General features: G+C 69.1%; 22 protein-coding genes. 11 read left to right on the forward strand and 11 right to left on the reverse strand.

Features of this window, described 5'->3' with window-relative positions; translation table 11 throughout:
- Positions 1 to 181: 181 nt before the first annotated feature.
- The 5 genes from AJAP_RS18045 to AJAP_RS18065 all read right to left on the reverse strand — a co-directional run bounded on the left by AJAP_RS18045 (position 182) and on the right by AJAP_RS18065 (position 6,694).
- Entirely contained in the window at positions 182 to 397 is a 216-nt protein-coding gene (locus AJAP_RS18045) for a putative acetyltransferase (protein WP_038513192.1), read from the reverse strand.
- Positions 394 to 633: a glutaredoxin family protein gene (locus AJAP_RS18050; protein WP_037338316.1), complete on the reverse strand. Its 240-nt coding sequence runs from the start codon at positions 631 to 633 to the stop codon at positions 394 to 396. Before AJAP_RS18050 ends, AJAP_RS18045 begins: the two co-directional genes overlap by 4 nt.
- Before the next feature lie 3 nt (positions 634 to 636).
- Positions 637 to 3,525, reverse strand: a complete 2,889-nt coding sequence (locus AJAP_RS18055) for a helix-turn-helix transcriptional regulator (protein ID WP_038513194.1) — start codon at positions 3,523 to 3,525, stop codon at positions 637 to 639.
- Positions 3,526 to 3,615: 90 nt separating this feature from the next.
- Positions 3,616 to 3,810 carry a hypothetical protein gene (locus tag AJAP_RS18060; protein WP_016334466.1) on the reverse strand — a complete coding sequence of 65 codons (195 nt, stop codon included), beginning with the start codon at positions 3,808 to 3,810 and terminating at the stop codon, positions 3,616 to 3,618.
- A 13-nt stretch (positions 3,811 to 3,823) separates the two neighbouring features.
- Positions 3,824 to 6,694 (reverse strand): type 2 lanthipeptide synthetase LanM family protein, encoded by a 2,871-nt coding sequence (locus AJAP_RS18065; RefSeq protein WP_038513196.1) that lies wholly within the window; start codon positions 6,692 to 6,694, stop codon positions 3,824 to 3,826.
- A 256-nt stretch (positions 6,695 to 6,950) separates the two neighbouring features.
- Between AJAP_RS18065 and AJAP_RS18070 the strand changes: the two genes are divergently transcribed.
- From AJAP_RS18070 to AJAP_RS45435, 3 genes are all read left to right on the forward strand, one after another.
- The gene (locus AJAP_RS18070; protein WP_038513198.1) at positions 6,951 to 8,183 is read left to right on the forward strand and encodes an acetyl-CoA hydrolase/transferase family protein; all 1,233 of its coding nucleotides are present in this window, start codon (positions 6,951 to 6,953) and stop codon (positions 8,181 to 8,183) included.
- A 650-nt stretch (positions 8,184 to 8,833) separates the two neighbouring features.
- Positions 8,834 to 8,989 (forward strand): YxiG-like protein, encoded by a 156-nt coding sequence (locus tag AJAP_RS45430; protein WP_456061794.1) that lies wholly within the window; start codon positions 8,834 to 8,836, stop codon positions 8,987 to 8,989.
- Positions 8,962 to 9,180, forward strand: coding sequence for a YxiG-like protein (locus AJAP_RS45435; protein WP_456061795.1), 219 nt, complete (start codon positions 8,962 to 8,964; stop codon positions 9,178 to 9,180). The genes AJAP_RS45430 and AJAP_RS45435 overlap by 28 nt, the downstream gene beginning before the upstream one ends.
- Here the strand turns inward: AJAP_RS45435 and AJAP_RS42505 are convergent.
- From AJAP_RS42505 to AJAP_RS18085, 3 genes are all read right to left on the reverse strand, one after another.
- Positions 9,128 to 9,862: a hypothetical protein gene (locus tag AJAP_RS42505; RefSeq protein ID WP_228694973.1), complete on the reverse strand. Its 735-nt coding sequence runs from the start codon at positions 9,860 to 9,862 to the stop codon at positions 9,128 to 9,130. The genes AJAP_RS45435 and AJAP_RS42505 overlap by 53 nt on opposite strands.
- Before the next feature lie 119 nt (positions 9,863 to 9,981).
- On the reverse strand, positions 9,982 to 10,335 hold the full coding sequence (locus AJAP_RS18080) for a hypothetical protein (protein ID WP_038513200.1): 354 nt from the start codon (positions 10,333 to 10,335) through the stop codon (positions 9,982 to 9,984).
- The gene (locus tag AJAP_RS18085; protein WP_051972502.1) at positions 10,335 to 11,444 is read right to left on the reverse strand and encodes a serine hydrolase domain-containing protein; all 1,110 of its coding nucleotides are present in this window, start codon (positions 11,442 to 11,444) and stop codon (positions 10,335 to 10,337) included. The genes AJAP_RS18080 and AJAP_RS18085 overlap by 1 nt, the downstream gene beginning before the upstream one ends.
- A gap of 209 nt (positions 11,445 to 11,653) precedes the next feature.
- Between AJAP_RS18085 and AJAP_RS18090 the strand changes: the two genes are divergently transcribed.
- From AJAP_RS18090 to AJAP_RS18105, 4 genes are read left to right on the forward strand one after another with little or no spacing between them, the layout of a single operon-like run.
- Positions 11,654 to 12,976 (forward strand): M20/M25/M40 family metallo-hydrolase, encoded by a 1,323-nt coding sequence (locus tag AJAP_RS18090; protein ID WP_037338283.1) that lies wholly within the window; start codon positions 11,654 to 11,656, stop codon positions 12,974 to 12,976.
- On the forward strand, positions 12,976 to 13,854 hold the full coding sequence (locus tag AJAP_RS18095) for an alpha/beta fold hydrolase (RefSeq protein ID WP_038513202.1): 879 nt from the start codon (positions 12,976 to 12,978) through the stop codon (positions 13,852 to 13,854). Before AJAP_RS18090 ends, AJAP_RS18095 begins: the two co-directional genes overlap by 1 nt.
- 40 nt (positions 13,855 to 13,894) lie before the next feature.
- The gene (locus AJAP_RS18100) at positions 13,895 to 14,491 is read left to right on the forward strand and encodes a winged helix-turn-helix domain-containing protein (RefSeq protein WP_007029600.1); all 597 of its coding nucleotides are present in this window, start codon (positions 13,895 to 13,897) and stop codon (positions 14,489 to 14,491) included.
- The gene (locus AJAP_RS18105) at positions 14,492 to 15,238 is read left to right on the forward strand and encodes an SRPBCC family protein (protein ID WP_038513206.1); all 747 of its coding nucleotides are present in this window, start codon (positions 14,492 to 14,494) and stop codon (positions 15,236 to 15,238) included.
- A gap of 222 nt (positions 15,239 to 15,460) precedes the next feature.
- Here the strand turns inward: AJAP_RS18105 and AJAP_RS18110 are convergent, their stop codons facing one another.
- From AJAP_RS18110 to AJAP_RS18120, 3 genes are all read right to left on the reverse strand, one after another.
- On the reverse strand, positions 15,461 to 15,682 hold the full coding sequence (locus AJAP_RS18110) for a DUF5703 family protein (RefSeq protein WP_016334446.1): 222 nt from the start codon (positions 15,680 to 15,682) through the stop codon (positions 15,461 to 15,463).
- The gene (locus AJAP_RS18115) at positions 15,679 to 16,692 is read right to left on the reverse strand and encodes a YncE family protein (protein ID WP_038513209.1); all 1,014 of its coding nucleotides are present in this window, start codon (positions 16,690 to 16,692) and stop codon (positions 15,679 to 15,681) included. The genes AJAP_RS18110 and AJAP_RS18115 overlap by 4 nt, the downstream gene beginning before the upstream one ends.
- A 113-nt stretch (positions 16,693 to 16,805) precedes the next feature.
- Positions 16,806 to 17,771 (reverse strand): aldo/keto reductase, encoded by a 966-nt coding sequence (locus AJAP_RS18120; RefSeq protein WP_038513211.1) that lies wholly within the window; start codon positions 17,769 to 17,771, stop codon positions 16,806 to 16,808.
- A gap of 136 nt (positions 17,772 to 17,907) precedes the next feature.
- Here AJAP_RS18120 and AJAP_RS18125 point away from each other — a divergent pair, with 136 nt between their 5' ends.
- From AJAP_RS18125 to AJAP_RS18140, 4 genes are all read left to right on the forward strand, one after another.
- Entirely contained in the window at positions 17,908 to 18,954 is a 1,047-nt protein-coding gene (locus tag AJAP_RS18125) for an LLM class F420-dependent oxidoreductase (protein WP_038513212.1), read from the forward strand.
- Entirely contained in the window at positions 18,954 to 19,793 is an 840-nt protein-coding gene (locus AJAP_RS18130) for an undecaprenyl-diphosphate phosphatase (protein WP_037311927.1), read from the forward strand. Before AJAP_RS18125 ends, AJAP_RS18130 begins: the two co-directional genes overlap by 1 nt.
- Positions 19,794 to 19,900: 107 nt before the next feature.
- Positions 19,901 to 20,611 carry a histidine phosphatase family protein gene (locus AJAP_RS18135; RefSeq protein ID WP_038523332.1) on the forward strand — a complete coding sequence of 237 codons (711 nt, stop codon included), beginning with the start codon at positions 19,901 to 19,903 and terminating at the stop codon, positions 20,609 to 20,611.
- A gap of 102 nt (positions 20,612 to 20,713) precedes the next feature.
- The gene (locus tag AJAP_RS18140; protein ID WP_038513215.1) at positions 20,714 to 22,756 is read left to right on the forward strand and encodes a M3 family metallopeptidase; all 2,043 of its coding nucleotides are present in this window, start codon (positions 20,714 to 20,716) and stop codon (positions 22,754 to 22,756) included.
- Positions 22,757 to 22,813: the final 57 nt, after the last annotated feature.

Genomic DNA, 22,813 nt, shown 5'->3' on the forward strand with positions numbered 1-22,813 from the left:
CGCGTGATCAGCGGCGGAACTCCCCGAGTACCGCTTTCAATCACGCAAGTCACGCCTCCGCTCACGCCGCGTCCTGTGCGCCCCAGTCCGTGAAGGCCTCCTTGAGGGACCCAGAGTCCCTCAAGGAGGCCTTCACGGACTTCCGACCGGGAATACAGAGGACGCGGTGGTTCTGATGTCCTTACCGCTCACGAGGGGTGCGTGGAGTAGGAGGCGGCGGGACCGTCTTCGCCAGGACGATGTCCGCCAGCCGGATCGTCGCGAGTCCGCGTTTGGTCTCCACCGTGCATTCCGTGTCGTCACGGGAGCGCAGGTAGCCGAGGGCGTCGGTGAACCCGCCTTCGATCCGATACCGCACGACGACCCTCGTGCCGACCGGGACGTCCGGGAGGGTCACCGGTTCAGGTGCGCGGTGAGCTCGTCGTCGCTCGGCTCGACCAGGTGGGTGCCGTCCGGCCAGACGATGGTCGGGATCCGCCGCTCACCGTTCTGCAGCGCGCGCACCGTCTCCTCCGCGCCGGAGTCCGCTTCGACGTCGATGTAGTCGTACTCGACGCCCTTCGAGTCCAGCAGGGCCCGGCTGCGTTTGACGTCGGGGCACCAGCCGGCGCCGTACACGATGAGGTCGCTCATGGCTCACAGCATGCCAGGTCGCGGTCCGGCGGCGTGTTCGGCGAGGGCCGCACGGTCGGCGAGCCCGGTCTTGGCGAGCAGGCTCGCGACATGCTTCTCGACCGTCCGGGGCGAGATGTGCAGGCGGGCGCCGATGTCCTTGTTCCCCATCCGCTCGGCGAGCAGCACGAGCACCTCGTATTCGCGCACGGTGACCCCGGCCGCGCGCAGGTCGCCGGGCACCCGGTCGACCCCGGAGCGCCGTTGCCGGACGGGCGCGCCGAGCTTGCGGAGCAGCGTCCGGCAGGCGGCCGCCACCGCCTGGATGTCCCTGCCGTGGAAGTACTCTTCGGCCTCCTTGAGCCAGCCCGCCGGATCGCCCCAGCCGTCGGCCGCGGCCGGCTCGGCGATCAGCCGGAGCCCGAGATGGCGGGCCAGGGGATAGGGCGCCGACGTCTCCAGCGCGGAGGCCACCGCTCGTTCGGCTTCGGCCGCGTCACCGCGCCTGCCGTGCTCGACGGCGCGCGCGAATTCGACGAACTGCCGGTTCCACCGCATCCCGCTCACCGCGGAGCCGTCCTCCGGGCAGGGCGCGCCGCCGAGGGTGTCGACGAGCGTCCGGAGCCCGTGCTGGCCGGCGAGATGGAACCGGCTCGGCCGCCGGTCCTCCAGCTCGATGACCTGGCCGAGTTCGCGGCGGGCCCGGTCGAAGTCCTCCTCGAGCAGCGAGCAGAAGACACGCGCCAGCCCGATGCTGAGCACCATCTCCTGCGCGTTCTCGCCGCCGCTCTCGCGGAAGTCGTCGAGTGCCTGCTCCATCGCGGGCCGGTCCGCCCGGTGCCCGGCCGACATCGCCCTGGTCATATGCGCGTACTGCAGCAACGCGGTCAGCCGGAGCCTGCCCAGCACGGCGAGGTTCTCCGCGAGCAACGTGTGCGCGGTGCCGAAATCGCAGCGCAGGATCGCGTGCATGGTGCGCACGGAATCGACCGCGCAGTGCAGCGTGATCGACCCGGTCCGCTGGGCGTCGGCGCGAGCGAGCAGCAAGGTCTGCTCGTCGCCGTTCATCAGCACGCGATGTCCGCCGAGCCGGACCAGCGCCTGGGTGCGGAGATGGTGCAGATGGTTGTCTTCGGCGGTCCGCCGCGCGAGTTGCATGTAGTGCTCGGATTCGCTGAGATCCCGCGACAGGGCGAGCATCCCGAGCACTTGCAACGCCTGGCAGACGACGAACGGCTGCTCGGTCGCCTCGGCGACCTTCCACGCCTGACGCGCGAGCCGCTCGGCCGTGCCGGTCTTGCCGGGGACGTCGAGCCAGAGGTTCGCTTCGACGGCGTCGAGTGCCGCCTGCTGAGCGCGGGTGATCGCCGAGCCGAGGGGAGCACGGGCGCGTTCGATCTGGCCGAGGCATTCGTCGTGCCGTCCCGCGATGTAGGCGGCCCACGCCAGCTGGGTGCGCAGTTTCGCGGCCCGTTCGAGCGTGCCGATCTCACCGAACGCCGCGGAAAGCTCGACGGCCCGGTCGAACTGGCCGGTCTGCCCGAGCGCGTGCACCAGCGTCTCCAGCACCTCGGCCCGATCACCCGCGTCGGCCCCGGCGAGCAGGTCGAGGGCCTTGGTGAGCATCGTGACCGCGGAGTCCGCGGCACCCGCGTCGAGAGCGCGACGGCCGGTCTCCGCGAACAGCCGGCCCGCCGCCCGCTCGTCCAGGGCGGTCAGCCGGAGAGACGCGACGAGCGCGCACAGGTCGCCCGGCAGTCCCGGGTACAGCTCCTCGACCGCGTCGGCGGTTTGCCGGGCGAGTTCCGCCTTCCGCGCCGGTGACTGGCGCGCCAGCAGCGCTTCCGCGGTCAGCGGATGTCGGAAGGCGTACCAGCCGGGCGTCATCTCGTCGGTGGTCACCAGGTTCGCGGAGACCGCGGCGCCGAGGTGGTTGTGCAGCGTCCGGTCGTTGGTCCCGGTGACCTTCTGCACCACCGTCAGCGGGAAGCGGCGGCCGATGATCGCCGCGACCGAAAGCAGTTCGCCGGCCTGCTCGCCGAGTTGCTCCATCCGAGCGCCGATACTGGTGACCAGCGCGGCGGGGACGCGGGCGCGGAGTTCGCCGATGACGCGCCAGCCGTCGCGGCCTTCGACCAGCAGACCGTCGTTCACCATGCCGTGGAGCAGTTCCTCGACGATGAACGGAAGGCCGGCGCTGTTGCGCCACAACAGTTCCGTCGCGGTCGATGGCAACTGCCCAGGTTCGGTCTCGAGGCAGGCGGCGGCGAGCGCGTGGGTGTCGGCGAGGCCGAGCCTGCCGAGTTCAGCGATTGTGCAACTCATCCGCTGTGCTCCGGAGGTCGCCAGGCGCAGCGCGTCGGAGGGCTCGTTGCGGAGCGTGCCGACGAACAGGGTCTGCGCCGCCGGCAGGTTGTCGACGAGGTATTCGAGGATGAACAGTGTCTCGGCGTCGGCGTCCTGGAGATCGTCGAGGACCAGGAGCGCGCCGCGGTCGCGGCTGGTGACGGCCAGCAGCCGGAACACCGCTTCGGCGAGCACCATCAGGGAGCCTGACTCCCTGGGCCGATCTCCTCGGCTCCAATCGGGGATGAGCTGGGCGAGCACGGGAATGAACGGGTCGAGTTCGGTCGCCTCCGGAGGGCCCCCGCCGCGGAAATGCGACAGCAGCGCCTGGGTGAGCGGACGGAACGGGACGAGCGGGCCGATCGAACTGGCCCTGCCCTGCAGCACCGGGATGTCGGCGGCGACCGCTCGCGAGGCGGCTTCGACGGCGAGCCGGGATTTGCCGATGCCGCCTTCGCCCACGAGAAAGATCGCGCCGCCGCGACCCGCGATGGCGCGATCGAGAGCCCCGGAGAGCTCGGCCAGTTCGGCGTCGCGGCCGATCACCCGCGACGAACGGATACCCACCGCCGTGACTATAGCGAGCGGATTCCGCTGTCACGGCCAAAAGTTGATCACGAAGGCGGGCGGCGCGAGCCCGCCTCCGTGAGCCTGTCTTTAAATCCAGCCGCCGGTGAAGACGCTGACGACGGACGGCGAACCGGTGTCCGTGGACAGGGTGGCGAGCGGGTTGGCGCTCAGCCGCGGCTTGCTGCCCGCCAGCGCGTGGTTGCGCGAGCCGACCTCGAGGGCGCGCGGCAGGTTCACGGCGCCGAGGACGTCTTCGGTGGCGGGCAGATCTCTTTCGTACATGTGGTTCTTCTCCTCATACTCGGTTTACCGGCGGAAAAACGGTGGCCGCGGGATGCGGCCGGTCGGGGCGGAGCAGGAGCGCGGAAGGGACCCGGTCGCCGAATCCCAGCCGCAGCAGGCCGTAGCCGATCCCCGCCAGGCCACTCAGCAGCCCTGGCGAGGGGACCGCGCCGGGTGTCCCGCAGCGGGCACCGCGCTGGTCGATGGCGGCGAGCAGATGACCGGTCCGGCGGCGTACCGCGGCCGCGGCGCCAGTGTGCCCGTTCTCCGCCAGCACGCACAACACGTCCAGCACTCCGGACTCGCCGTGGCACAGGCTGAGATCCTTGAGCGGTGCCCCGTCGGTCAGCCGTCTGATCGTCCGGTCCAGGTCCCTGGCGTGCTCGGGATCGGGCAGGTGCGCGGCCATTCCGAGGGCGTCGCCCGCGAGTCCGTCGCACCAGCCGCCGGTGCTTTCCGCCCGATCGTCCGCCTTTCCGGGTGGTTCTTCGCCGGGACGGTCGTGTGCCCGGAGGACCCAGTCGATCCCGGCCGAACCGCGGGCGAAGGCCTTCTCCGACGGACGTTCGCGTTCGAGCAGTTGTGCGGCGTAGCGGTCGGCTCGCGCCAGCGCCGTCTCCAGTCCTGTTTGGACATACACCGAACGCATCGAGGCGACACCACCCGCGAGTCCGGTCGTGAACCCGGATGGCGTTTCGGAGGTGGCCTCGGGCATCAGCTCGACGGCCTGCTCGATGAGGTCACCCGCGGGAAGGCCGACCAGGGTGCTGAGCCGGGCGATCGTGTACGCGACACCGCCGAGTCCGAGAAGCCCGCCGCAGCCGGCGGTGGCGGCCAGTTCGCGATCGGCTCGGAGGGTGGCGAAGAGGCCGGGAAGCGGGCTGATCGCGTACGCGGCCAGATCGCGGTACCGCGCGATCCCGGTCAGCTCGGCGAGCTGTGCGAGGAACAACGCGACACCGCAGTAGCCCTCGCCGAGGCCCGCGCCCATCGGGAGAACGGTCCAGTAGCGGTCGTCGACGAGTTCGATCCCGAGCCAGTTGGAGCGATGCTCGTCGGAGAAGGCGTTGGCGACGATCTGGTCGGCGATCCCGCACGCGGTGACCAGCAACCGCTCCGCGTCCGGCGCCTGATTCGGCACCGCCGTTTCCGCGGTCTCGCCGCCGCCGTGGTGGCCGTCGGCCGACGTGCTGATGGCGAGGGTGGCCGAGATCAGCCACTCCTGATCACGCTGGTCGAGCGGATCCATGTCGGCGACCTTCGCCAGCACGGAGTCCAGCGACGGCTGTTCGACGACCCCTTCGACGCTGTCGCCGCGCGAATCCAGCAGCGACGTCGAACCGGGGTTCGACGTGAACATCGGTACGTCTCCCGCCCACAGATCGTCCCGCTCGTGCGGCACGAGCCGGAGCAGTTTCTCCTCCCGCACCGAGTCTTCTTCGAGCAGGTCGAACGCGTGGTCGCGGTCGGCGGCGTCGCGAAGCAGGTCGGGATGGGTGGTCTCGTCCAGCAGGCGGGAGTAGAAGTTCGTCGGCCGGATGAGCACCCGGATGGGATCCTCGGCGCAGCGCCGGAGAAGCTCGGCGAGTTCGTCCCGTCCGGTGGAGATCGCGTCGTAGCCGAGCCGGAATCCGGCCAGCAGCGCCGCGCTGTGTTCGGCGGGGGCGACGTCGCGGCCGTCGAGGCGGGGCAGGTTGTTGCTTCCGGCGAGTTCGCCGGGCACCCGGACCAACCGCATCCGGTCGGTTCCCGCGTCGGCCCAATCGACCCGGTCGGTGGGCAGCTTGCCACCGCGGCCGGCGAGCCCGGAGATGTCGACGGCACCGTGCTCGCCGGCGAAGAGCTGGGGGAGCAGCAGCGTGCGCTGCACCGAACGCGCGAGCATCGCCGCCGCGGGGTCGCCCTCCGGCGGGACGGGCGGAGACGGCTGGAAGAGGGTCTCGATGTCGATCAGCACCGGCTGGTCGCCGCAGGCGATGATGTTCTCGTAGTGGACGTCGGTGGCGTCCAGCGCGTGCAGGAGTGCCAGGAGGATGCCCTGCCTGCGGTAGAAACGGTCGACGTCGCCGAGGTCGGCGCACGGCTGATGTTCGACGAACCGGAGCCAGCCGTATCCGTCACGCGTCAGCGCGTCGGCGGTGCGCAGTTCGAGCCCGGGCAGCCGTTTGTTGAGCTGTTCGACGACGTCGGTGAACCGCTCGTGCAGGATCAGCGAGCGCGGTTTGTAGATCACCTTGGCGCCGCTGGAGAAGCGGAGCAGCTTGACCGAACGTCCGCAGGCGTGCGAGTCACCGAACCCGCCCGCGACCTCGACGAGCGTGCCGAGTTCGCCGTCGATGACCGAGCAGGGCAGCAAGGCCGCGTCGGCCGAGAACCGGGCGAGCGTTTCGGCGTGGGCCTCGGCGGCGTACAGGCAGGCCTGGGCCAGGAGCCGGGCCAGCACCGGGTACTCGCCGAACAACCGGACCAGCCCGGCCGGAGTGGATTGCCGACGCACGAAATCGGAGAAGCGCTCTTCGGGCGTCTCGCCCTGGAGGGCTCCGGCCTTGCGGGCGCGGTGGAGTTCGAGGACCAGCGTACGGACCGAGAGGTTGAGCAGGTGCTGGTCGAGTTGCGCGGCGAAGCCCCGACGAAGCGCGTCGACGTCGGCGCCGGGGAGACCGTCCGGGACCGCGTCACGCGAGGCGGCGTCGACGAGAGACCTGAAGACCCCGGCGAACCGCACACGCCAGTCACCGACTGGGGGGCGCTCCGGCAGAAGCGTGGTGACAGCGTGTTCGGCGAAGTCGGCCCAGAGGGGCTTGTCCGCTGTCCGTTCGCGCGGGGTCCGGCCGTGCTCCCACCACCTCGGCGGCAGGGACGTCGCCGATGGTGGGGGCGTCACGGCGGTAATGCTTTCAGTCCGGCGCGGTACGCACATGGGGGCGGCACCCCCACATTCAGCGCACACACGAAGATGTCCGGAGAGTGACCGCCGGGCACGGACGGTGGCCGTTCGACGCCGCACCGGAATATGGGGTCCCGGCACCCATGCGCGGGCACCGGTCCCGGTCGCACCATGGTCGGGCGGGGCCGGACGCGGGCCGGTTTCTGGGGGTCCGGCCCGCGCCGGCGAGGGGCTCCTCGGGCATGATCGGCTCATGCGCGTCTTGTCGGAGAGCCAGCTCGGTTCCGTTCTCGCGGGCGTGCCCGCTTCGCGTCCGCGAGTGGTGGTGAGCGGGAACTTCGCCACGCCGATGCGGGCGCTGAAGGTGCTGGACGCGGCACTGGCGGAGTACCGCTTGTTCGCGTTGAACGCGCAGGCCGGCATGCCGGACCGTGAGGGTGTCCTGCTGGAAACGCCGTTCGTGGGCGCGGGTATGCGCGGCCGTCCCGGGCTGCGGTACTTCCCGTCCCGGCTTTCGCTGGTGCCACAGCTGCTCAAGCACTCGCTGCCGCCGGACGTCGTCCTGCTGCACACCTCGGCCCCGGTGGACGGCGTGGTGTCGCTGGGTACGGAGGTGAACATCCTGCCGGCCGCCATCGAGGCGGTGCGGGCCCGCGGCGGCCTGGTCATCGCGCAGCTCAATCCCGAGATGCCGTTCACCTACGGCGACGGCCTCGTGCCGGTCGACGAGATCGACTACGGCATCGAAGTGGTGGAACCGCTGCTGTCGCCGGTCCCGCGGCCGGTGGGGGACACGGCGCGGACCATCGGTGAGCGGGTGGCCGGGCTGGTCGAGGACGGCGCGACCCTGCAACTGGGCATCGGCGGGATCCCCGACGCGACCCTGGCGGCGGTGACCGGACGGCGCGGGCTCGCGATCTGGTCGGAGATGTTCAGCGACGGCGTGCTCGCGCTCGACCGAGCGGGGGCCCTCGATCCGGCGGAACCGGTGACGGCGTCGTTCGTGTTCGGCAGTGCGGACCTGTATCGCTGGCTCGACCGCAATCCGCGGATCCGCCTGCTGCGTACGGAAAAGACGAACGATCCCGCCGTGATCGCCCGCCAGCGGGGTCTTGTCTCGGTGAACAGCGCCCTCGAAGTCGACCTGTACGCCCAGGCCAACGCGAGCCGGGTGAGAGGGGCGATCTACTCGGGGTTCGGCGGGCAGACCGACTTCGTGGTCGGGGCGTTGCATTCACCCGGTGGCCGGGCGATCATCGCGCTGCCGTCGTGGCATCCGAAGGCCGACGTTTCGACGGTCGTGCCCCGGCTGACCGGTCCGGTGACGTCGTTCCAGCACAGTTTCGTGGTCAGCGAGCACGGTGTCGCGACCATCTGGGGCAACGACGCGAGCGAGCAGGCGCGGCAGATCGTCGACCAGGTCGCGCATCCCTCGGCTCGGGAAGAACTCATCGCGCGGGGCAGGGACCTGGGATTCGCGCTTTAGCGGTATTTCTTTCGGCTCGAAAAACCGGAACCCGGTAAAGGGACACGAATGTGCCCCTTTACCGGGTCGCAAACACGAGGGGCCGACCCGCGCCAACAGATTGGCCCCCGTCAATCCCTGTGCTTAGAGCGTCAGACCAGCCATCCGAGCACGTGGGCCAGGTGCGCGAGCAGACCCGAAATGAGGTCGTGACCGTGGTGCACGTGCTGGGTGAACATCTGCATTGAGGGGCTCCTTGTTCGGATTTCGTGTTCGGTTGTGCTCTCGCGAGGAGCGATCGAAGATTTTCACCACGTTGGCGACCTGTCAAAAAACGATTTCCCGAGCGTTCGGCGGGTCGTGAATCTTCCTACGATAAACACGTAAGTCTTTCGTGTTTTAGGCCAGGGGTGGGTTTCGCGGGCGCTGACACCGTGTGTAGCGGGGTTGCGGTGCGCCGATGTGGACGCCGAGCCTCCGCTACGGCAAGTGGGCGGCGAGGTGACACGAACCGGTGATCCACATGCCACGAATGGTGAGTCGGCGAGAATCACCGATACGGGTGATCGGGCCAGGGGAAGCACGTTCTCCTCGAGGCTCACCGCGCTCGTCTTTCGCGGGTTCACCGACTACGACGTGCTCGTCTACGCGACCGCGGATCCTCGGACGGGATCCGGCCGGAGTTCCTGCGCTGTCGCTTCAAGCACTGTGTCCGTGCGTCGGTGACTTCCGCAGTGACGCCCGAGACGTGGAGCCGGTCCTTTGGACGATCGGCTGGTCGACTTCGAGCAAGGGCGGGCTGGGGCGGCCGTTCCATGAGGCGATGATCGAGGCCATCGGCCACGCCATCTCGCTCGTGTTCTCCGACCTGTCGGTCGACCGCGTCGAGATCGGTTACTCGCCCTTCACCGCGGCCGATGACGGCGACGCCCAGGCAAGCGCCCGCCTCAGCCGCCGAACCGCCATCACGGATGGATGGGCGCGCCCCAGTCGTAGAGCTCCAAGGGAATGGCCTTGACCGCTCGGGCCTTGGAATCGAGGTAGCGGCACGAGATGCCGGGAACGTAGATCCACTCGCCGACGACTGACGACCCGGATGGCCGTCGCCGGGTGGAGTCGAATCCGAAGCGCACGTGCTCGGGCATGTCACAGGCCGTGTATTCGGTGCTGTTCTGATAGCGCAGCACCGACTCGACCTGGTCGCGGATGATCGGCCCGGCGGTGAGGTCCGCCTTGTAGGAGACGGTTCCTTGTTCGGTGCGGCCGTTGGTCAGCCCGGTGCCCTGGAACTTGATGTCACGCAGCACGTAGTCGTAACCCTCGCCGAGATAGGTGACCGTGCAGGTCGCCGTGGTGGTGCGGCCGGGGTCGAACGCGGGGCAGGACGAGCGCGCCGCGGGGTCGAGGCGATGCGCGAATCTGGTCACTTTTTGCAGTGCTTCCCAGGCGATCCGCTCCCGCAGCGGTGCGGAGTCCGCGGGCTTGGGTGGCAACTTGCTCATATCCGGCTCGGGGTACTTCGCCGGGACCGCGCCTTGACGCAGGGACGAAAGATCGACCGTCGGCGTCGTGCTCGTGGGTGCGGTGGTCGCCGGAGCCGACGATGGAGTGCTGGGCGGGGGAGTCGTGGGAGTACTGCAGGCCGCCGCGAACAGGAGCAATGCCGCCCCCGCCGAGCGCCCGAGGACGGTGCCTTTCACGCCGGGTCATCTCCGATCTCGCTGATTCGATGACCAGTTCCCCCGGTCCCTTCGGGAAGAAAACTAGCGGCGAAGCAGCCGGGTTATGAGAGTAAAAATGCCGTTCCCGGTGAATTCGTTCACCGTCGTCGGTGATACCGCCAGAGTGCGCCGGTTTTGTCGGTGGCCTTCAGCAGTTCGTCGGGGTGTGGTGTGTCCGGCCAGATTTGGATCAGGTGATGTTCGATCGGGTCGTTCGGTCCGCGGTCTTCACCGGCGTCGCGGTGACGTACTGAGTCCCGTACTCGAAAGTCGCCGTCCGGAGCCGGCGGCAGCGTGACCGCGACGAAACCCGGCGCCGTGGCGAGCAATCCCGTGGTGTCGGGGGTGGGGAAGGCTCCGGCGATGTGCAGAGGGCTTCGCGGGTCGTCGCGGTCCCCGAGGGAGAAAACGTTGTCCTCGATGAAAATCGTGCCCGTGGACCGGTGGAGCATCAGCAGAAGACCTCGGTGAGCAGCTTGACGAACGCCGGGTTCGGATCGCCTCCGGTCGGCGCGCTCGTGGCCGAAAGCTCCAGCCGCTTCCGGGTGTCCGGCGTGGTCAGCAGCTGCGAGGAATAGCCGGGGATACCGCCGCTATGGCCCCACACCCGGGTACCGCACGGCAGGGTCTGCACCTGCAGGCCGAGACCGTATTCGGGGCTGACCGTCGTGGTCTTGGTGATCTCCTGCTGTTGTGCGGGTTTGAGCAGCCTGCCGCTCGCCAGGGCCACGCCGAAGGTGTCCAGATCACGGGTCGTCGAGATGATCTCGCCCGCGGCCCACGCGACCGAAGGGTTGAGACGGGTGATGTCGGTCGGCTTGCCCGCCACGGACACGTAGCCGTGGGCGTGCGGGCCGCTGATGTCGACGTCGTCGCCGGGAACCTCGGTGTCGTGGAGGCGCAACGGCGTCAAAATCCGTTGCTCGACCGCCTTTGCATACGGCCTGCCGGTCAATCGTTCCACCAGCAGACCCGCGACCACGTAGTTGGTGTTGGAGTAGCTCCACCGGGTTCCGGGCTCGAAGTCGAGCGGCTTGCCGGTCGAGATCTTGAGCAGTTCCTGCGGTTTCCAGTGCTTGTAGCGGATCTTCTCGAACTCGGCCGGGTCGAGCGGCAACGCGTCGGTGTAGTTGTAGAGGCCGCTGGTGTGCTGCAGGACCTGGCGCACGGTGATGCGGCCGTCGATCAGGCCGGGCAGGTAGCGGACGACCGGCACGTCCAGGTCGAGCTTGCCCTCGCCGGCGAGTTGCAGCAGCACCGTCGATACGAACGTCTTGGTGATGCTGCCGACGCGGAACCGGCCGTTCTCCGGGACCGGCCGGTTCGAACCCAGTTCCGCCTTGCCGGAGCGCGCGGTGAAACGCTGGTGGCCATCGGTCACCCTGGCCTGCGCGCCGAGCGCTCCTCCAGTTGTGGTGAGCTGGTCCAGCGCCTCCTGCACGACCTTGCGATCGGCGTCGGCGTCGGCCAGCGCGGTGCCCGTGGTGGCGATCAGACCGGCCGCGGTGAGCGCGGCGACGAGCCGGATTCTCAGCGAAGCCCGCGAGAGTTTTCTTTGCATGATGCGAAAATCCCCCTTAGAAGCCCAAAGGCTCTCCCCGGCCGACGTGAGCCGACGCTAGCGGCCGGCGTTCGCCACCCGCAGTACCTGAAAATCACAACCACTCGAAGAGAGCAGATGGCCGGGCACGCGGGGGAGTGGGCCGTCACACGACGTCCATCACGCGGTGGCAACGGGTCGGCGGACTCCACCAATGGTAGGAATGCCTGGTGACCGAACCGAATTTGATCGAAGCAGCAGCCGAAGAGGCAGTCACCCTCACCAGTGAACTGATCCGCATCGACACCACCAACACCGGTGACCCCGACACGCTGGTCGGTGAACGCGCCGCGGCCGAGTACGTCGCCGAGAAGCTCACCGACGCGGGCTACGAGATCACCTATGTCGAGTCCGGCGGCAAGGACCGCCACAACGTGATCGTCCGGCTGCCGGGCGCCGACCCCTCGCGCGGCGCGCTCCTGATCCACGGTCACCTCGACGCCGTCCCCGCCGACGCCTCGGAGTGGTCTGTGCACCCGTTCTCCGGCGCGATCCAGGACGACTACGTCTGGGGCCGCGGCGCGGTCGACATGAAGGACATGTGCGGGATGGCGCTCGCGCTGGCCCGTCACTACAAGATCAACGGCATCGTCCCGCCGCGTGACCTCGTCTTCGCGTTCCTGGCCGACGAAGAAGCGGGCGGAAAGTACGGCGCGCAGTGGCTGGTCGAGAACCGGCCGGAGCTGTTCGAGGGCGTCACCGAGGCGATCAGCGAGGTCGGCGGCTTCTCGATCACGCTGAAGGACAACGTCCGCGCGTACCTCATCGAGACGGCCGAAAAGGGCATCCGCTGGATGAAGCTGCGCGTGCGCGGCACCGCCGGTCACGGCTCGATGATCCACCGCGACAACGCCGTCACCAAGCTGTCCGAGGCCGTCGCCAGGCTCGGCAACCACCGTTTCCCCCTGGTCATGACCGACTCCGTCCGCGAGTTCCTGGACGGCGTCACCGAGATCACCGGCTGGGACTTCCCCGAGGACGACATCGAGGGTTCCGTCGCGAAACTCGGCAACATCTCCCGGATGATCGGCGCGACCCTGCGTGACACGGCGAACCCGACGATGCTCACGGCGGGCTATAAGTCGAACGTCATCCCCTCGGTCGCGGAGGCTTCGGTCGACTGCCGGATCCTTCCCGGCCGTCTCGAAGCGTTCAACGCCGAGCTGGAGGAGATCCTCGGCCCGGACATCGAGAAGGAGTGGATGGAGCTGCCGCCGGTCGAGACGACCTTCGACGGTGCCCTGGTCGACGCCATGACCAACGCCGTCCTCGCCGAGGACCCTGGCGCCCGCACGCTCCCGTACATGCTCTCCGGCGGCACCGACGCGAAGTCCTTCCAGTCGCTCGGGATCCGCAACTTCGGGTTCGCCCCGCTGCAGCTGCCCGCGGACCTCGATTTCTCGGCGCTGTTCCACGGAGTCGACGAGCGCGTCCCGGTCGACGCGCTGAAGTTCGGCGTGCGCGTGCTCGACCGCTTCCTCCGTTCGGCCTGATGCCCGGTCTGCTGGCCGCCGACGGGACACCCCTGCATTTCGAACGCTGGGGTGATCCGTCGGCGCCGGTGACCGTCGTCCTCCTCCACGGGTACGCCCTCGACAGGCGAAGCTGGCGCGCCATCGCGCCGGTGCTGGCGGAAGCCGCGGAGAAGCCGGTCGCGGTGCTCGCCTACGACCAGCGCGGGCACGGCGAATCCGGTGAGGTCCGGGCCGCGTCGGCGACCATGGGACACCTCGCCGACGATCTGGCCGAGGTGCTGGAGAAGGTGATCCCCGACGGCAAGGTCGTCCTGGTCGGCCACGACATGGGCGGGCTCGCGATCCTGTCGCTCGCCCAGCGCCACCCGGATGCCTTCGCGGCGCGAGTGGCGGGAATCGGGTTGCTCGCGATGTCGGCGGGCGGTGTCACGCCGGACGCGATCTGGCCGAACGCGCTCGGGAAACTCGGCCGCGACCTGGAGATGGTCTTCGGGACCAAACTCATCGGCCTGGTGCGTGAGCACACGAGCAAGGCGGTGACCGCCGGGCTGCGGTGGTGGCTCTTCGGGGACGACCCGGTGCCCGCCGACGTCGAACTGACGGTGCGGATGATCCGCGGCAACTGGCCGCAGACGGTATCGGCGTTTCGACCAGCGCTGGACGCCTACACGCGGGAATCCGCGTTGTCGCAGGTCGGCGCGGTGCCGGTGATCGCGATCGTGGGGGAGCGCGACAAGCTCGTGCCCACGGCGGACGTCGAGGAGCTGGCCGGCGCCGTGCAGAACGGCACGTCCGTGGTGCTCCCCGGGGTCGGGCACGTCGTCCCGCTCGAGGCGGCCCCGCAGGTGGTACCCCGCTTGCTGGCCCTGGCGAACCGTGCGCACCGACAAGACTGATTTCCTTGACAAAAACTCTTTCCGGTGACACCTTCTTGGCATGTTCTCCGTTGCGGTGATCGAGGACGCGGAAGCGGCCGAAGTGTCGCTGGATCCGGTCCGGGCCAGGCTGCTCGCCGAACTCGCCGAGCCGGCGTCGGCCACGATGCTGGCCGCGCGGGTGGACCTGCCGAGACAGAAGGTGAACTACCACCTTCGCGCGCTGGAGAAGCACGGGCTGGTCGAGCTCGTCGAGGAACGGCGGAAGGGCAACGTCACCGAGCGCATGATGCGCGCGACGGCGTCCTCGTACGTCATCTCGCCGACGGCGCTCTCGGCGGTGCAGCCCGATCCGGCGCAGTCACCGGACCGGCTGTCCGCACGCTGGCTGCTCGCGGTGGCCGGGAGGCTCGTGCGCGACGTCGGCTTGCTGATCACCGGTGCGACCAAGGCGCGCAAGCGGGTCGCGACCTTCGCGATCGACGGCGAGGTGCGGTTCTCCTCCGCCGCGGACCGGGCCGCGTTCGCCGAAGAGCTCACCGTCGCGATCACGAATCTGGTGAGCAAATACCACGACGAGGGCGCCGAACAGGGCCGCGATCACCGGATCGTCGTCGCCGTCCATCCGAGTGTCAGAACCGAGCCCGAGGAGCGCTGAGTGGGCCACGAATTCGAGATCACCGACCGCCTCGAGGTCGACGCGACGCCCGAACAGGTCTGGGACGCCATCGCGACCGGACCTGGGATCACGTCGTGGTTCATGGGCCGTAACGAGGTCGACGGCGGCGTCGGCGGAACCGTGAAGACCGCGTTCGGCGGCTACGAACCCACGTCGGCGATCACGTCCTGGGACCCGCTGGAGCGGCTCGTCTACGGCACGGAACCCGCGCCGGACGGACGGTTCGTCGCGTACGAGTTCCTCATCGAGGGCCGCTCCGGCGGCAGCACCGTACTGCGGACCGTGACGAGCGGCTTCCTGCCCGGCGACGACTGGGAAGACGAGTTCGAGGCGATGACCGCGGGTGGCGAGCTGTTCCTCCGCACCCTCGTCGAATACCTCAACCGGTTCGCCGGCCGGAAGGCCGTGCCGGTGACGGTGTTCGGGCCGATGATCGGGGACTGGGACAGCGCATGGCTGAAGCTGGGCCGGGAACTCGGCCTCGCGGGGCGGCCGGAAACGGGGGACCGGGTCCGGCTTTCCACCGACTCCGTGTCCACTGTGGAGGGCGAGGTCTATCTCGCGAACGCGCAGACGGTCGGCATCCGGACCTCGGACGCTTTCCTGCGCTTCGTGCGCGGGTTCGCCGGGCCGATGGTCGCGATGCATCACCTGTTCGGCGATGTCGATCCTGTGGAACAGGACGGGATCTGGGCGGGCTGGCTGGGCCGGGTCTTCAAGAGCTGAAGGGGCCTTTCGCCGCATCTCATGCGGTGAAGGACGCTTTCGTCGCGCGTGCCAAGTCCGTGAAGGGCCCCTTCCCTCGGCTCAGCCGAGGAAACTCGACCTTCCCAAGTACGTGAAGGCCCCCTTCGCTGCGCTAGACGCAATGAAGGGGGCCTTCACGTACTACAGCGACCACCCGACGGCACGGAGCCAGTCGGGAGGGCCCACATCATCGGCTGCTTCTCAGGTGATGAGGCCGGGCAGCGGTGTAGCGGTGCGCTTCCGGCGCAACCACACCCTCCGGGTCCCGTCCGAGTAGAGCCGGACGGTCGAAAGCTCCCAGCCGGCGAACTCGGCGTGGATCGACAGCTGCGTCGCCGCCGCCCGCCGGGAAACACCAGGAGGCAGCTGCAGCCGCCGGTACTCCCAATCCCCTTCGACCACCGCCTCGTCCACCACTGTCATGGCGTGATCACCTGGATCCCTTCTCCGATGGCCGAGCCGACGACCACACGGCCGCCCTGCTCGTCGACGGTGACCGAATCTGGCTGCCGCACGGTGGGGAACCGGTGCTTCTCGATCGGCTCTCCACCGCGGACGTCGAAACCGACGACCTCGTTGCGTTCGGTGAGCGTGACCCAGGCGAGGCCGCGCGTGCGGTCGTAGGCGATGCCGTACGCCCCGCCGGGAACGGGGTAGCGCTGGCGCAACAGCAGCGGCGTCGTGGAGAACGCCAGCAGTGCGCCCGCGCGCGCGTCGGTGACGAAGACGCGGCCGAGATCGTCGGTGACGGCGTTGGCCGCGCCGTCGCCTGCGCGCAGGCCCTCGCCGATCTTGCCCTCGGCGAGGTCGACGGCGAACAGGGCGGTGCGGAGCTTGTCGAGCACGACCACGCCGTCACCGGTGTTCAGCACGTCGTCGGCGCTGTAGATCTGGCCGGTGATGGTCCTCGGTCCCGCGTTCTTCGACAGCACCTCGACGGCCTTGCGGTCCCGGACGGACACCAGCGTCGCGTCGCCGTCGGCGAGGCCGGCCGACGGCTGCCCCGCGACCGGGACCGTCTCCAGCGCGCCACCGGGCAGGGAGACCTTCGCCAGGAGACTCTTGCTGGGAACGCTGGCGAGCACTTGGGAGCCCGAGACCGTCAGGCGCTCGGCAGGACCGGGCAGGGCCACTGTCGTCTTCGGGGCGTCCAAGGCGGCGAGATCGTAGATACGCAGCGACGGCGGCTCCGAAACGGCGACGACCAGCGACTTGCTCGCCTCGTCGGTCACCAGGGCCCGCACCCCCGGCACCGCGAACACCGAACCGGCGGGTTTGACGGTCACGGCGGGGGAGACCGCCGCCGTCGCCGCGACGGGGTTCTGCACGATCTGCAAGGAGTCGTTCGGCGTGTCGTCCGTACTGCAGGACGAGAGCACCAGGACACCGGCGAGCGGGATCGCGATCCGGGAAACGGCGGACAGCCGACCCACCTTGGTGCCTCCACCTGCTATTCGTCGAACGGACTTGTCCAGCATCCTCCTGGAACTCCACCACGTCACGTCAGCGTCACCCAACAGTCACCTAATCCAGTATTCGAGACGGCTCAGAGGCCGCGTTCCGGGTACCCGACCTCGATCGCGCTGACGTCGTCGAGCGCCGAGCGGATGGCGGGCGGGAGCGTGATGTCCTCGGCGGTGAGCGAGCCGGTCAGCTGACCGGTGTCACGGGCTCCGACCACGGGCGCGACCACTCCGGGCCGGTCGCGGACCCAGGCCAGCGCGACCGCCAGCGGCGAGGTGCCGAGGCCGTCGGCGGCCGTCGCGACCGCCTGCACGATCCTGGCCGCGCGATCGGTCCGGTGATGTTCGACATAGCCCGCGAAAACGCTCGAAGCGCCGCGCGAATCGGCGGGCGTCCCGCTGCGGTACTTGCCGGTGAGCACGCCCCGGCCGAGCGGCGCCCACGGCAGGAGCCCGATGCCGTGATGCTCGGCCGCGGGGACGACCTCGCGATCGACTCCGCGCTCCAGCAGCGAGTACTCGACCTGCGTCGAGACGAGCGGGGCGACGGCCGAACTGCGGGCCGCGGCGGTCGCCAGCTGCCAGCCCGAGTAGTTGGAGACGCCGACGTAGCGGGCCTTTCCGCTGGTCACGGCGTATTCGAGGGCCGCGAGCGTCTCGTCGACCGGCACGGTGGTGTCCCAGGCGTGCAGTTGCCACAGGTCGATGTGGTCGGTGCCGAGCCGTCGCAGCGAGCCTTCGAGCGCGCTCAGCAGGGCACCGCGCGAGGCTCCGCCGCCGAACGGGCCGTCGGTGCGGCGGGCGACGGCCTTGGTGGCGAGCACGATGTCGTCGCGGGGGACCAGGTCGCCGAGCAGCGCGCCCAGGACGCGTTCGCTCTCACCCTCGCCGTAGATGTCGGCGGTGTCGACCAGGGTGCCCCCGGCATCGACGAACGCGACCAGCTGGCTGGCCGCCTCCTCCGAGTCGGTGTCGCCACCCCACGTCATGGTCCCGAGGGCCATCCGCGAGACCCGAAGTCCCGACCGGCCGAGCTGTCGCTTTTCCACGACGGGCGAGCCTAGCCGGAAGGCAAGTGCGGGTCGCGGAGCAGGTGAGCGTGTCGTGATCGAGTACCACCGTGCGGGTCATCGGCTGTCAACACCCTGAACGGAGGAGTGACACTCCGATGGATACATTCACGCCGTGCGACTCGGACTGAACTTGGGCTATTGGGGCGCGGGGAACGACGCGGCCAACCTGGCATTGGCGAAGAAGGCGGACGAACTGGACTACGCGGTCGTCTGGGCCGCGGAGGCCTACGGTTCGGACGCGCCGACGGTGCTCTCGTGGGTGGCGGCGCAGACCTCACGGATCGACGTGGGCAGCGCGGTGTTGCAGATCCCCGCGCGGACACCGGCGATGACCGCGATGACCGCCGCGACCCTGGACACGCTTTCCGGCGGCCGGTTCCGCCTCGGCCTCGGTGTTTCCGGTCCGCAGGTCTCCGAGGGCTGGCACGGCGTGAAGTTCGCGTCGCCGCTCGGCCGCACTCGCGAATACGTCGAGATCGTCCGCAAGGCGCTCAGCCGCGAGCGGGTCCGGTACGACGGCGACCACTTCCAGCTGCCGCTGCCTGGCGGGCCCGGCAAGGCACTGACCCTGACCGTGCACCCTGTGCGCGAAGAGATCCCCGTGTACCTGGCCGCCATCGGCCCGAAGAACCTCGAACTGACCGGTGAGATCGCGAACGGCTGGCTGCCGGTCTTCTACTCGCCCGAGCACGCCGGTGAGCAGCTGAAGCTGATCCAGGCCGGGGCGGACAAGGCCGGGCGCTCCCTCGACGGATTCGACGTCGTCCCCACCGTCCCGCTCGTGGTCGGTGACGACTGGAAGGCCTGCGCCGACGCGGTCCGCGGGTACGCGGCGCTGTACATCGGCGGGATGGGCAGCCGGGAGAAGAACTTCTACAACCAGCTCGCCTGCCGGATGGGTTTCGAGCGCGAAGCGGCCGACGTCCAGCAGAAGTATCTGGGCAGGGACTACGAGGGCGCCATGGCGGCCGTCCCGCTGGAGTTCATCGACGCGACGTCGCTGCTGGGGCCCAAGGAGCGCGTCGCGGAGCGGATGCAGGCCTTCGCGGAGTCCGGTGTCACGACGCTGACCGTCGCGCCCGCCATGCCGGATCCCGAGGGCTCCGCACACGCCCTCCAGGTCACCGCCGAAGCCGTCGAATCGGCCGGTGTCGCCTGATGGGATGGTTCGAAGCACTGGTCCTCGGGCTCGTCCAGGGCCTCACGGAGTTCCTGCCGATCTCGTCCAGCGCGCATCTGCGGATCACCGCGGCGCTCGCCGGCTGGGACGACCCGGGCGCCGCGTTCACCGCGGTGACCCAGATCGGTACCGAACTCGCGGTCATCCTGTACTTCTCGTCGAAGATCGGGAAGATCCTCCGCGCCTGGTTCTTCTCGATCTACAAGAAGGACTGGCGTCAGGATCCCGACGCCCGGCTGGGCTGGCTGATCATCGTCGGCTCGCTGCCGATCGTGGTGCTGGGCCTGCTGCTGCAGGACGCCATCGACGAAACCTTCCGTGACCTGCGGATCACCGCGACCACGCTGATCGTGTTCGGCCTGATCCTCCTGGTGGCCGACCGCATCGGGAAGCAGGAGCGCACCCTCGACCACCTGACGGTGCCGCACGGTCTCGGCTTCGGGTTCGCGCAGGCGCTGGCGCTGATCCCGGGTGTCTCGCGTTCCGGTGGCACCACGAGCGCCGGGCTCCTGCTCGGCTACACCCGCGCCGAGGCGGCTGAATACTCCTTCCTGCTGGCGCTGCCGGCGGTGTTCGGCTCGGGGCTGTACAAGCTGACCGACATCGGCAAGGACGGCGCCCCGGCGCAGTGGGGGCCGACGATCCTGGCGACGCTGGTCGCGTTCGGCGTCGGGTACGCCGTCATCGCGTGGCTGATGTCGTACATCAAGACCAAGAGCTTCGTGCCGTTCGTGATCTACCGGCTGGTGCTCGGTGCGCTGCTATTCGTCCTGATCTTCACCGGCGTCCTGGACCCCCAAGAGGGCCCGCACCTGTAACCCCCCGCGCATTTAGTCCTCTGGATGCGGTCCTTGCACGCGCAAGGACCGCATCCAGAGGACGAAACGCGGGAAGGGGGCAAAGCACGACACGTAGGGTGGGCCACGTGAGTACTGTGATCCTTCTGCGCCACGGCAAGTCCACGGCGAACGGTTCTGGCGTCCTGGCCGGGCGCACGCCCAAGGTCGGCCTGGACGACACCGGCCGGGCGCAGGCGGCCGCGCTCGTCGAGCGCCTGGCGCCGGTCCCACTCGCCGAGCTGGTGGTCTCGCCGATGCTCCGCTGCCGCCAGACGGTGGCGAAGCTGGCCGAGGCACGCGGTCTGGACAAGGTCAAAGAGCCCGGTTTGTCCGAAGTGGACTACGGCGAATGGACCGGGCGCGCGCTCAAGGATCTGGTCAAGGAACCCCTCTGGCGGGTCGTGCAGGCGCATCCGTCGGCCGCGGTCTTCCCCGGCGGCGAAGGCCTGGCGGAGATGCAGGCGCGGTCGGTCGCGGCCGTTCGCGCGCACGACGCCCGGATCACCGAGAAATACGGCGAGAACGCGGTATGGCTCTTATGCAGCCATGGCGATGTGATCAAGGCGATCCTCGCCGACGCGCTCGGCCAGCATCTCGATTCCTTCCAGCGGATCGTGGTCGACCCGGCGTCGGTTTCGGTCGTCCGGTACACCGAGACTCGTCCGTTCGTGTTGCGCGTCAACGACAACGGCGGCGACCTCGCCGGTATCGCCCCACCGCCGCCCAAGGCGAAAACCAAGCGTGGCAAGGGAAAACAGAGCTCCGACGCGGTGGTGGGCGGTACCACCGGAGCGTGACCACTCCCGTCCGCGGTGTCACGCCACGGACGGCATCCACCGGCCCCTCACTGCCCGTAAGGTGGCCAGAACAGCAGATTCGACGACCCGGGAGCAACACCGATGATTTCGCAGGACAACCCGTTCGCCGCGCCGAGTGAGCTGCCCTACGCCCTTCCGCCGTTCGACCGGATCGCCGACGAACACTTCCTTCCCGCCTTCGAGGCGGGCCTTGCCGAGCACGCCGCCGAAATCGAGGAGATCGCCAACTCCGCGGAGCCGCCGACCTTCGAGAACACGATCGTCGCCCTCGAGAAGTCCGGCAGGCTGCTGTCCCGCGTGTCCAGCGTGTTCTTCAACCTCGCCGGATCGAACGCGAACGACGAGATCCAGCGCGTGCAGGCCGAGATGGCGCCGCGGCTGGCCGCGCACGCCGACGCCATCAACCTGAACCCGGCGTTGTTCGCCAGGATCAACTCCCTGTTCGAGCGCAAGGACGAACTCGGCCTCGACACGGAGTCGCTCCGCCTCCTGGAGCGGCACCACACCGACGTGCGCCGGGCCGGCGCCGGGCTGCCCGAGGCCGACCAGAAGCGCCTGCGCGAGTTGAACGAGCAGCTTTCGACGCTCTCGACCCGCTTCCAGCAGAACCTGCTCAAGGACACCAACGAACTCGCCGTGGTCGTCGACGACGTCGCGGAGCTCGCGGGACTGGGCGAGGACGAGATCGCCACCGCCGCCGAAACCGCCGGCGAGGAAGGCAAGTACGTCCTCAAACTGACCTTGCCGACGGCGCAGGCAGCGTTGGCCTCGTTGGAGGATCGTGCGCTGCGCGAGCGGATCTTCACCGCGTCGGTCTCGCGCGGCAACCGGGGCAACGAGTCCGACAACAACGGGGTCGTGGCCGAACTGGTCCGCCTGCGGGCCGAGCGGGCCGCCGTACTCGGCTTCCCCGACCACGCGTCGTACGTCATCGAGGACGAGACCGCGAAGACCGCTCAGGCCGCCGTCGGGCTCCTGGAACGTCTCGCGCCGGTCGCGGTCGCCAACGCCAAGGCGGAGGCCGAAGAACTGCAGCGCTACCTCGAAGCCGACATCCCCGGCGCGGTCCTGCGCCCGTGGGACTGGGCGTTCTACGCCGAGCGCGTGCGCAAGGACCGGTTCGAGGTCGACACCGCGGCGCTGCGCCCGTACTTCGAGCTGAACCGCGTGCTGACCGATGGCGTCTTCTTCGCCGCGTCGAAGCTCTACGGTCTGAGCTTCACCGAGCGGGAGGACCTGCCGAAGTACCACCCCGAGGTCCGGATCTTCGAGGTCTTCGACGCCGACGGCTCGGAACTCGGCCTGTTCCTGCTCGACTACTACGCCCGCGACTCCAAGCGCGGCGGCGCCTGGATGAACAACTTCGTCGACCAGACGAAGCTCCTGGGCACCAAGACCGTCGTGGTGAACGTGCTCAACGTCGCCAAACCGCCGGCGGGCGAGCCGACCCTGCTGACCTTCGACGAGGTCGTCACCGCGTTCCACGAGTTCGGGCACGCGCTGCACTCGCTGCTTTCCGACGTCGAGTATCCGATGTTCTCCGGCACCAACGTCCCGCGTGACTTCGTCGAGTACCCCTCGCAGGTCAACGAGATGTGGATGCTGTGGCCCGAGGTGCTGGCCAACTACGCCAAGCACCACGTGACCGGCGAGCCGCTGCCGCAGGAGCAGATCGACAAGCTCCTGGCGTCGCAGCAGTACGGCGAAGGTTTCTCGACCACCGAGTACCTCGCGGCGTCGCTCCTCGACCAGGCGTGGCACGCGCTGGGCACCGAGGACAACGTCGACGACGTCCAGCGGTTCGAGGCCGAGGCGCTGACCAAGGCCGGGGTCGCGCTGGAAGCGGTGCCGCCGCGCTACCGCACCACCTATTTCGCGCATATCTTCAGCGGCGGCTACAGCGCCGGGTACTACTCCTACATCTGGAGCGAGGTCCTCGACGCCGACACCGTCCAGTGGTTCCGCGAGAACGGCGGGCTCTCCAGGGAGAACGGCGACCACTTCCGCCGCGAACTGCTCGGGCGGGGCGGCAGCGTCGACCCGATGGCCGCCTTCCGCGCGTTCCGCGGCCGTGACCCGGAAATCGAGCCGCTGCTGAAGCGCCGCGGCCTCGCCGGGGCCTGACCCTCCTGACGGTCTCCCCGCCCGGACACCCCCAGTGCCCAGGCGGGGAGACCGCGT

The sequence above is a fragment of the Amycolatopsis japonica genome, assembly GCF_000732925.1.
Lineage (GTDB): Bacteria > Actinomycetota > Actinomycetes > Mycobacteriales > Pseudonocardiaceae > Amycolatopsis > Amycolatopsis japonica.

What these genes read in the sequence shown, in the direction of transcription:
- AJAP_RS18050 (WP_037338316.1), bottom strand. Translation starts at nt 633, where the DNA reads ATGAGCGACCTCATCGTGTACGGCGCCGGCTGGTGCCCCGACGTCAAA.
- AJAP_RS18060 (WP_016334466.1), bottom strand. Translation starts at nt 3,810, where the DNA reads ATGTACGAAAGAGATCTGCCCGCCACCGAAGACGTCCTCGGCGCCGTG.
- AJAP_RS18070 (WP_038513198.1), top strand. Translation starts at nt 6,951, where the DNA reads ATGCGCGTCTTGTCGGAGAGCCAGCTCGGTTCCGTTCTCGCGGGCGTG.
- AJAP_RS18080 (WP_038513200.1), bottom strand. Translation starts at nt 10,335, where the DNA reads ATGCTCCACCGGTCCACGGGCACGATTTTCATCGAGGACAACGTTTTC.
- AJAP_RS18085 (WP_051972502.1), bottom strand. Translation starts at nt 11,444, where the DNA reads ATGCAAAGAAAACTCTCGCGGGCTTCGCTGAGAATCCGGCTCGTCGCC.
- AJAP_RS18095 (WP_038513202.1), top strand. Translation starts at nt 12,976, where the DNA reads ATGCCCGGTCTGCTGGCCGCCGACGGGACACCCCTGCATTTCGAACGC.
- AJAP_RS18100 (WP_007029600.1), top strand. Translation starts at nt 13,895, where the DNA reads ATGTTCTCCGTTGCGGTGATCGAGGACGCGGAAGCGGCCGAAGTGTCG.
- AJAP_RS18110 (WP_016334446.1), bottom strand. Translation starts at nt 15,682, where the DNA reads ATGACAGTGGTGGACGAGGCGGTGGTCGAAGGGGATTGGGAGTACCGG.
- AJAP_RS18130 (WP_037311927.1), top strand. Translation starts at nt 18,954, where the DNA reads ATGGGATGGTTCGAAGCACTGGTCCTCGGGCTCGTCCAGGGCCTCACG.
- AJAP_RS18140 (WP_038513215.1), top strand. Translation starts at nt 20,714, where the DNA reads ATGATTTCGCAGGACAACCCGTTCGCCGCGCCGAGTGAGCTGCCCTAC.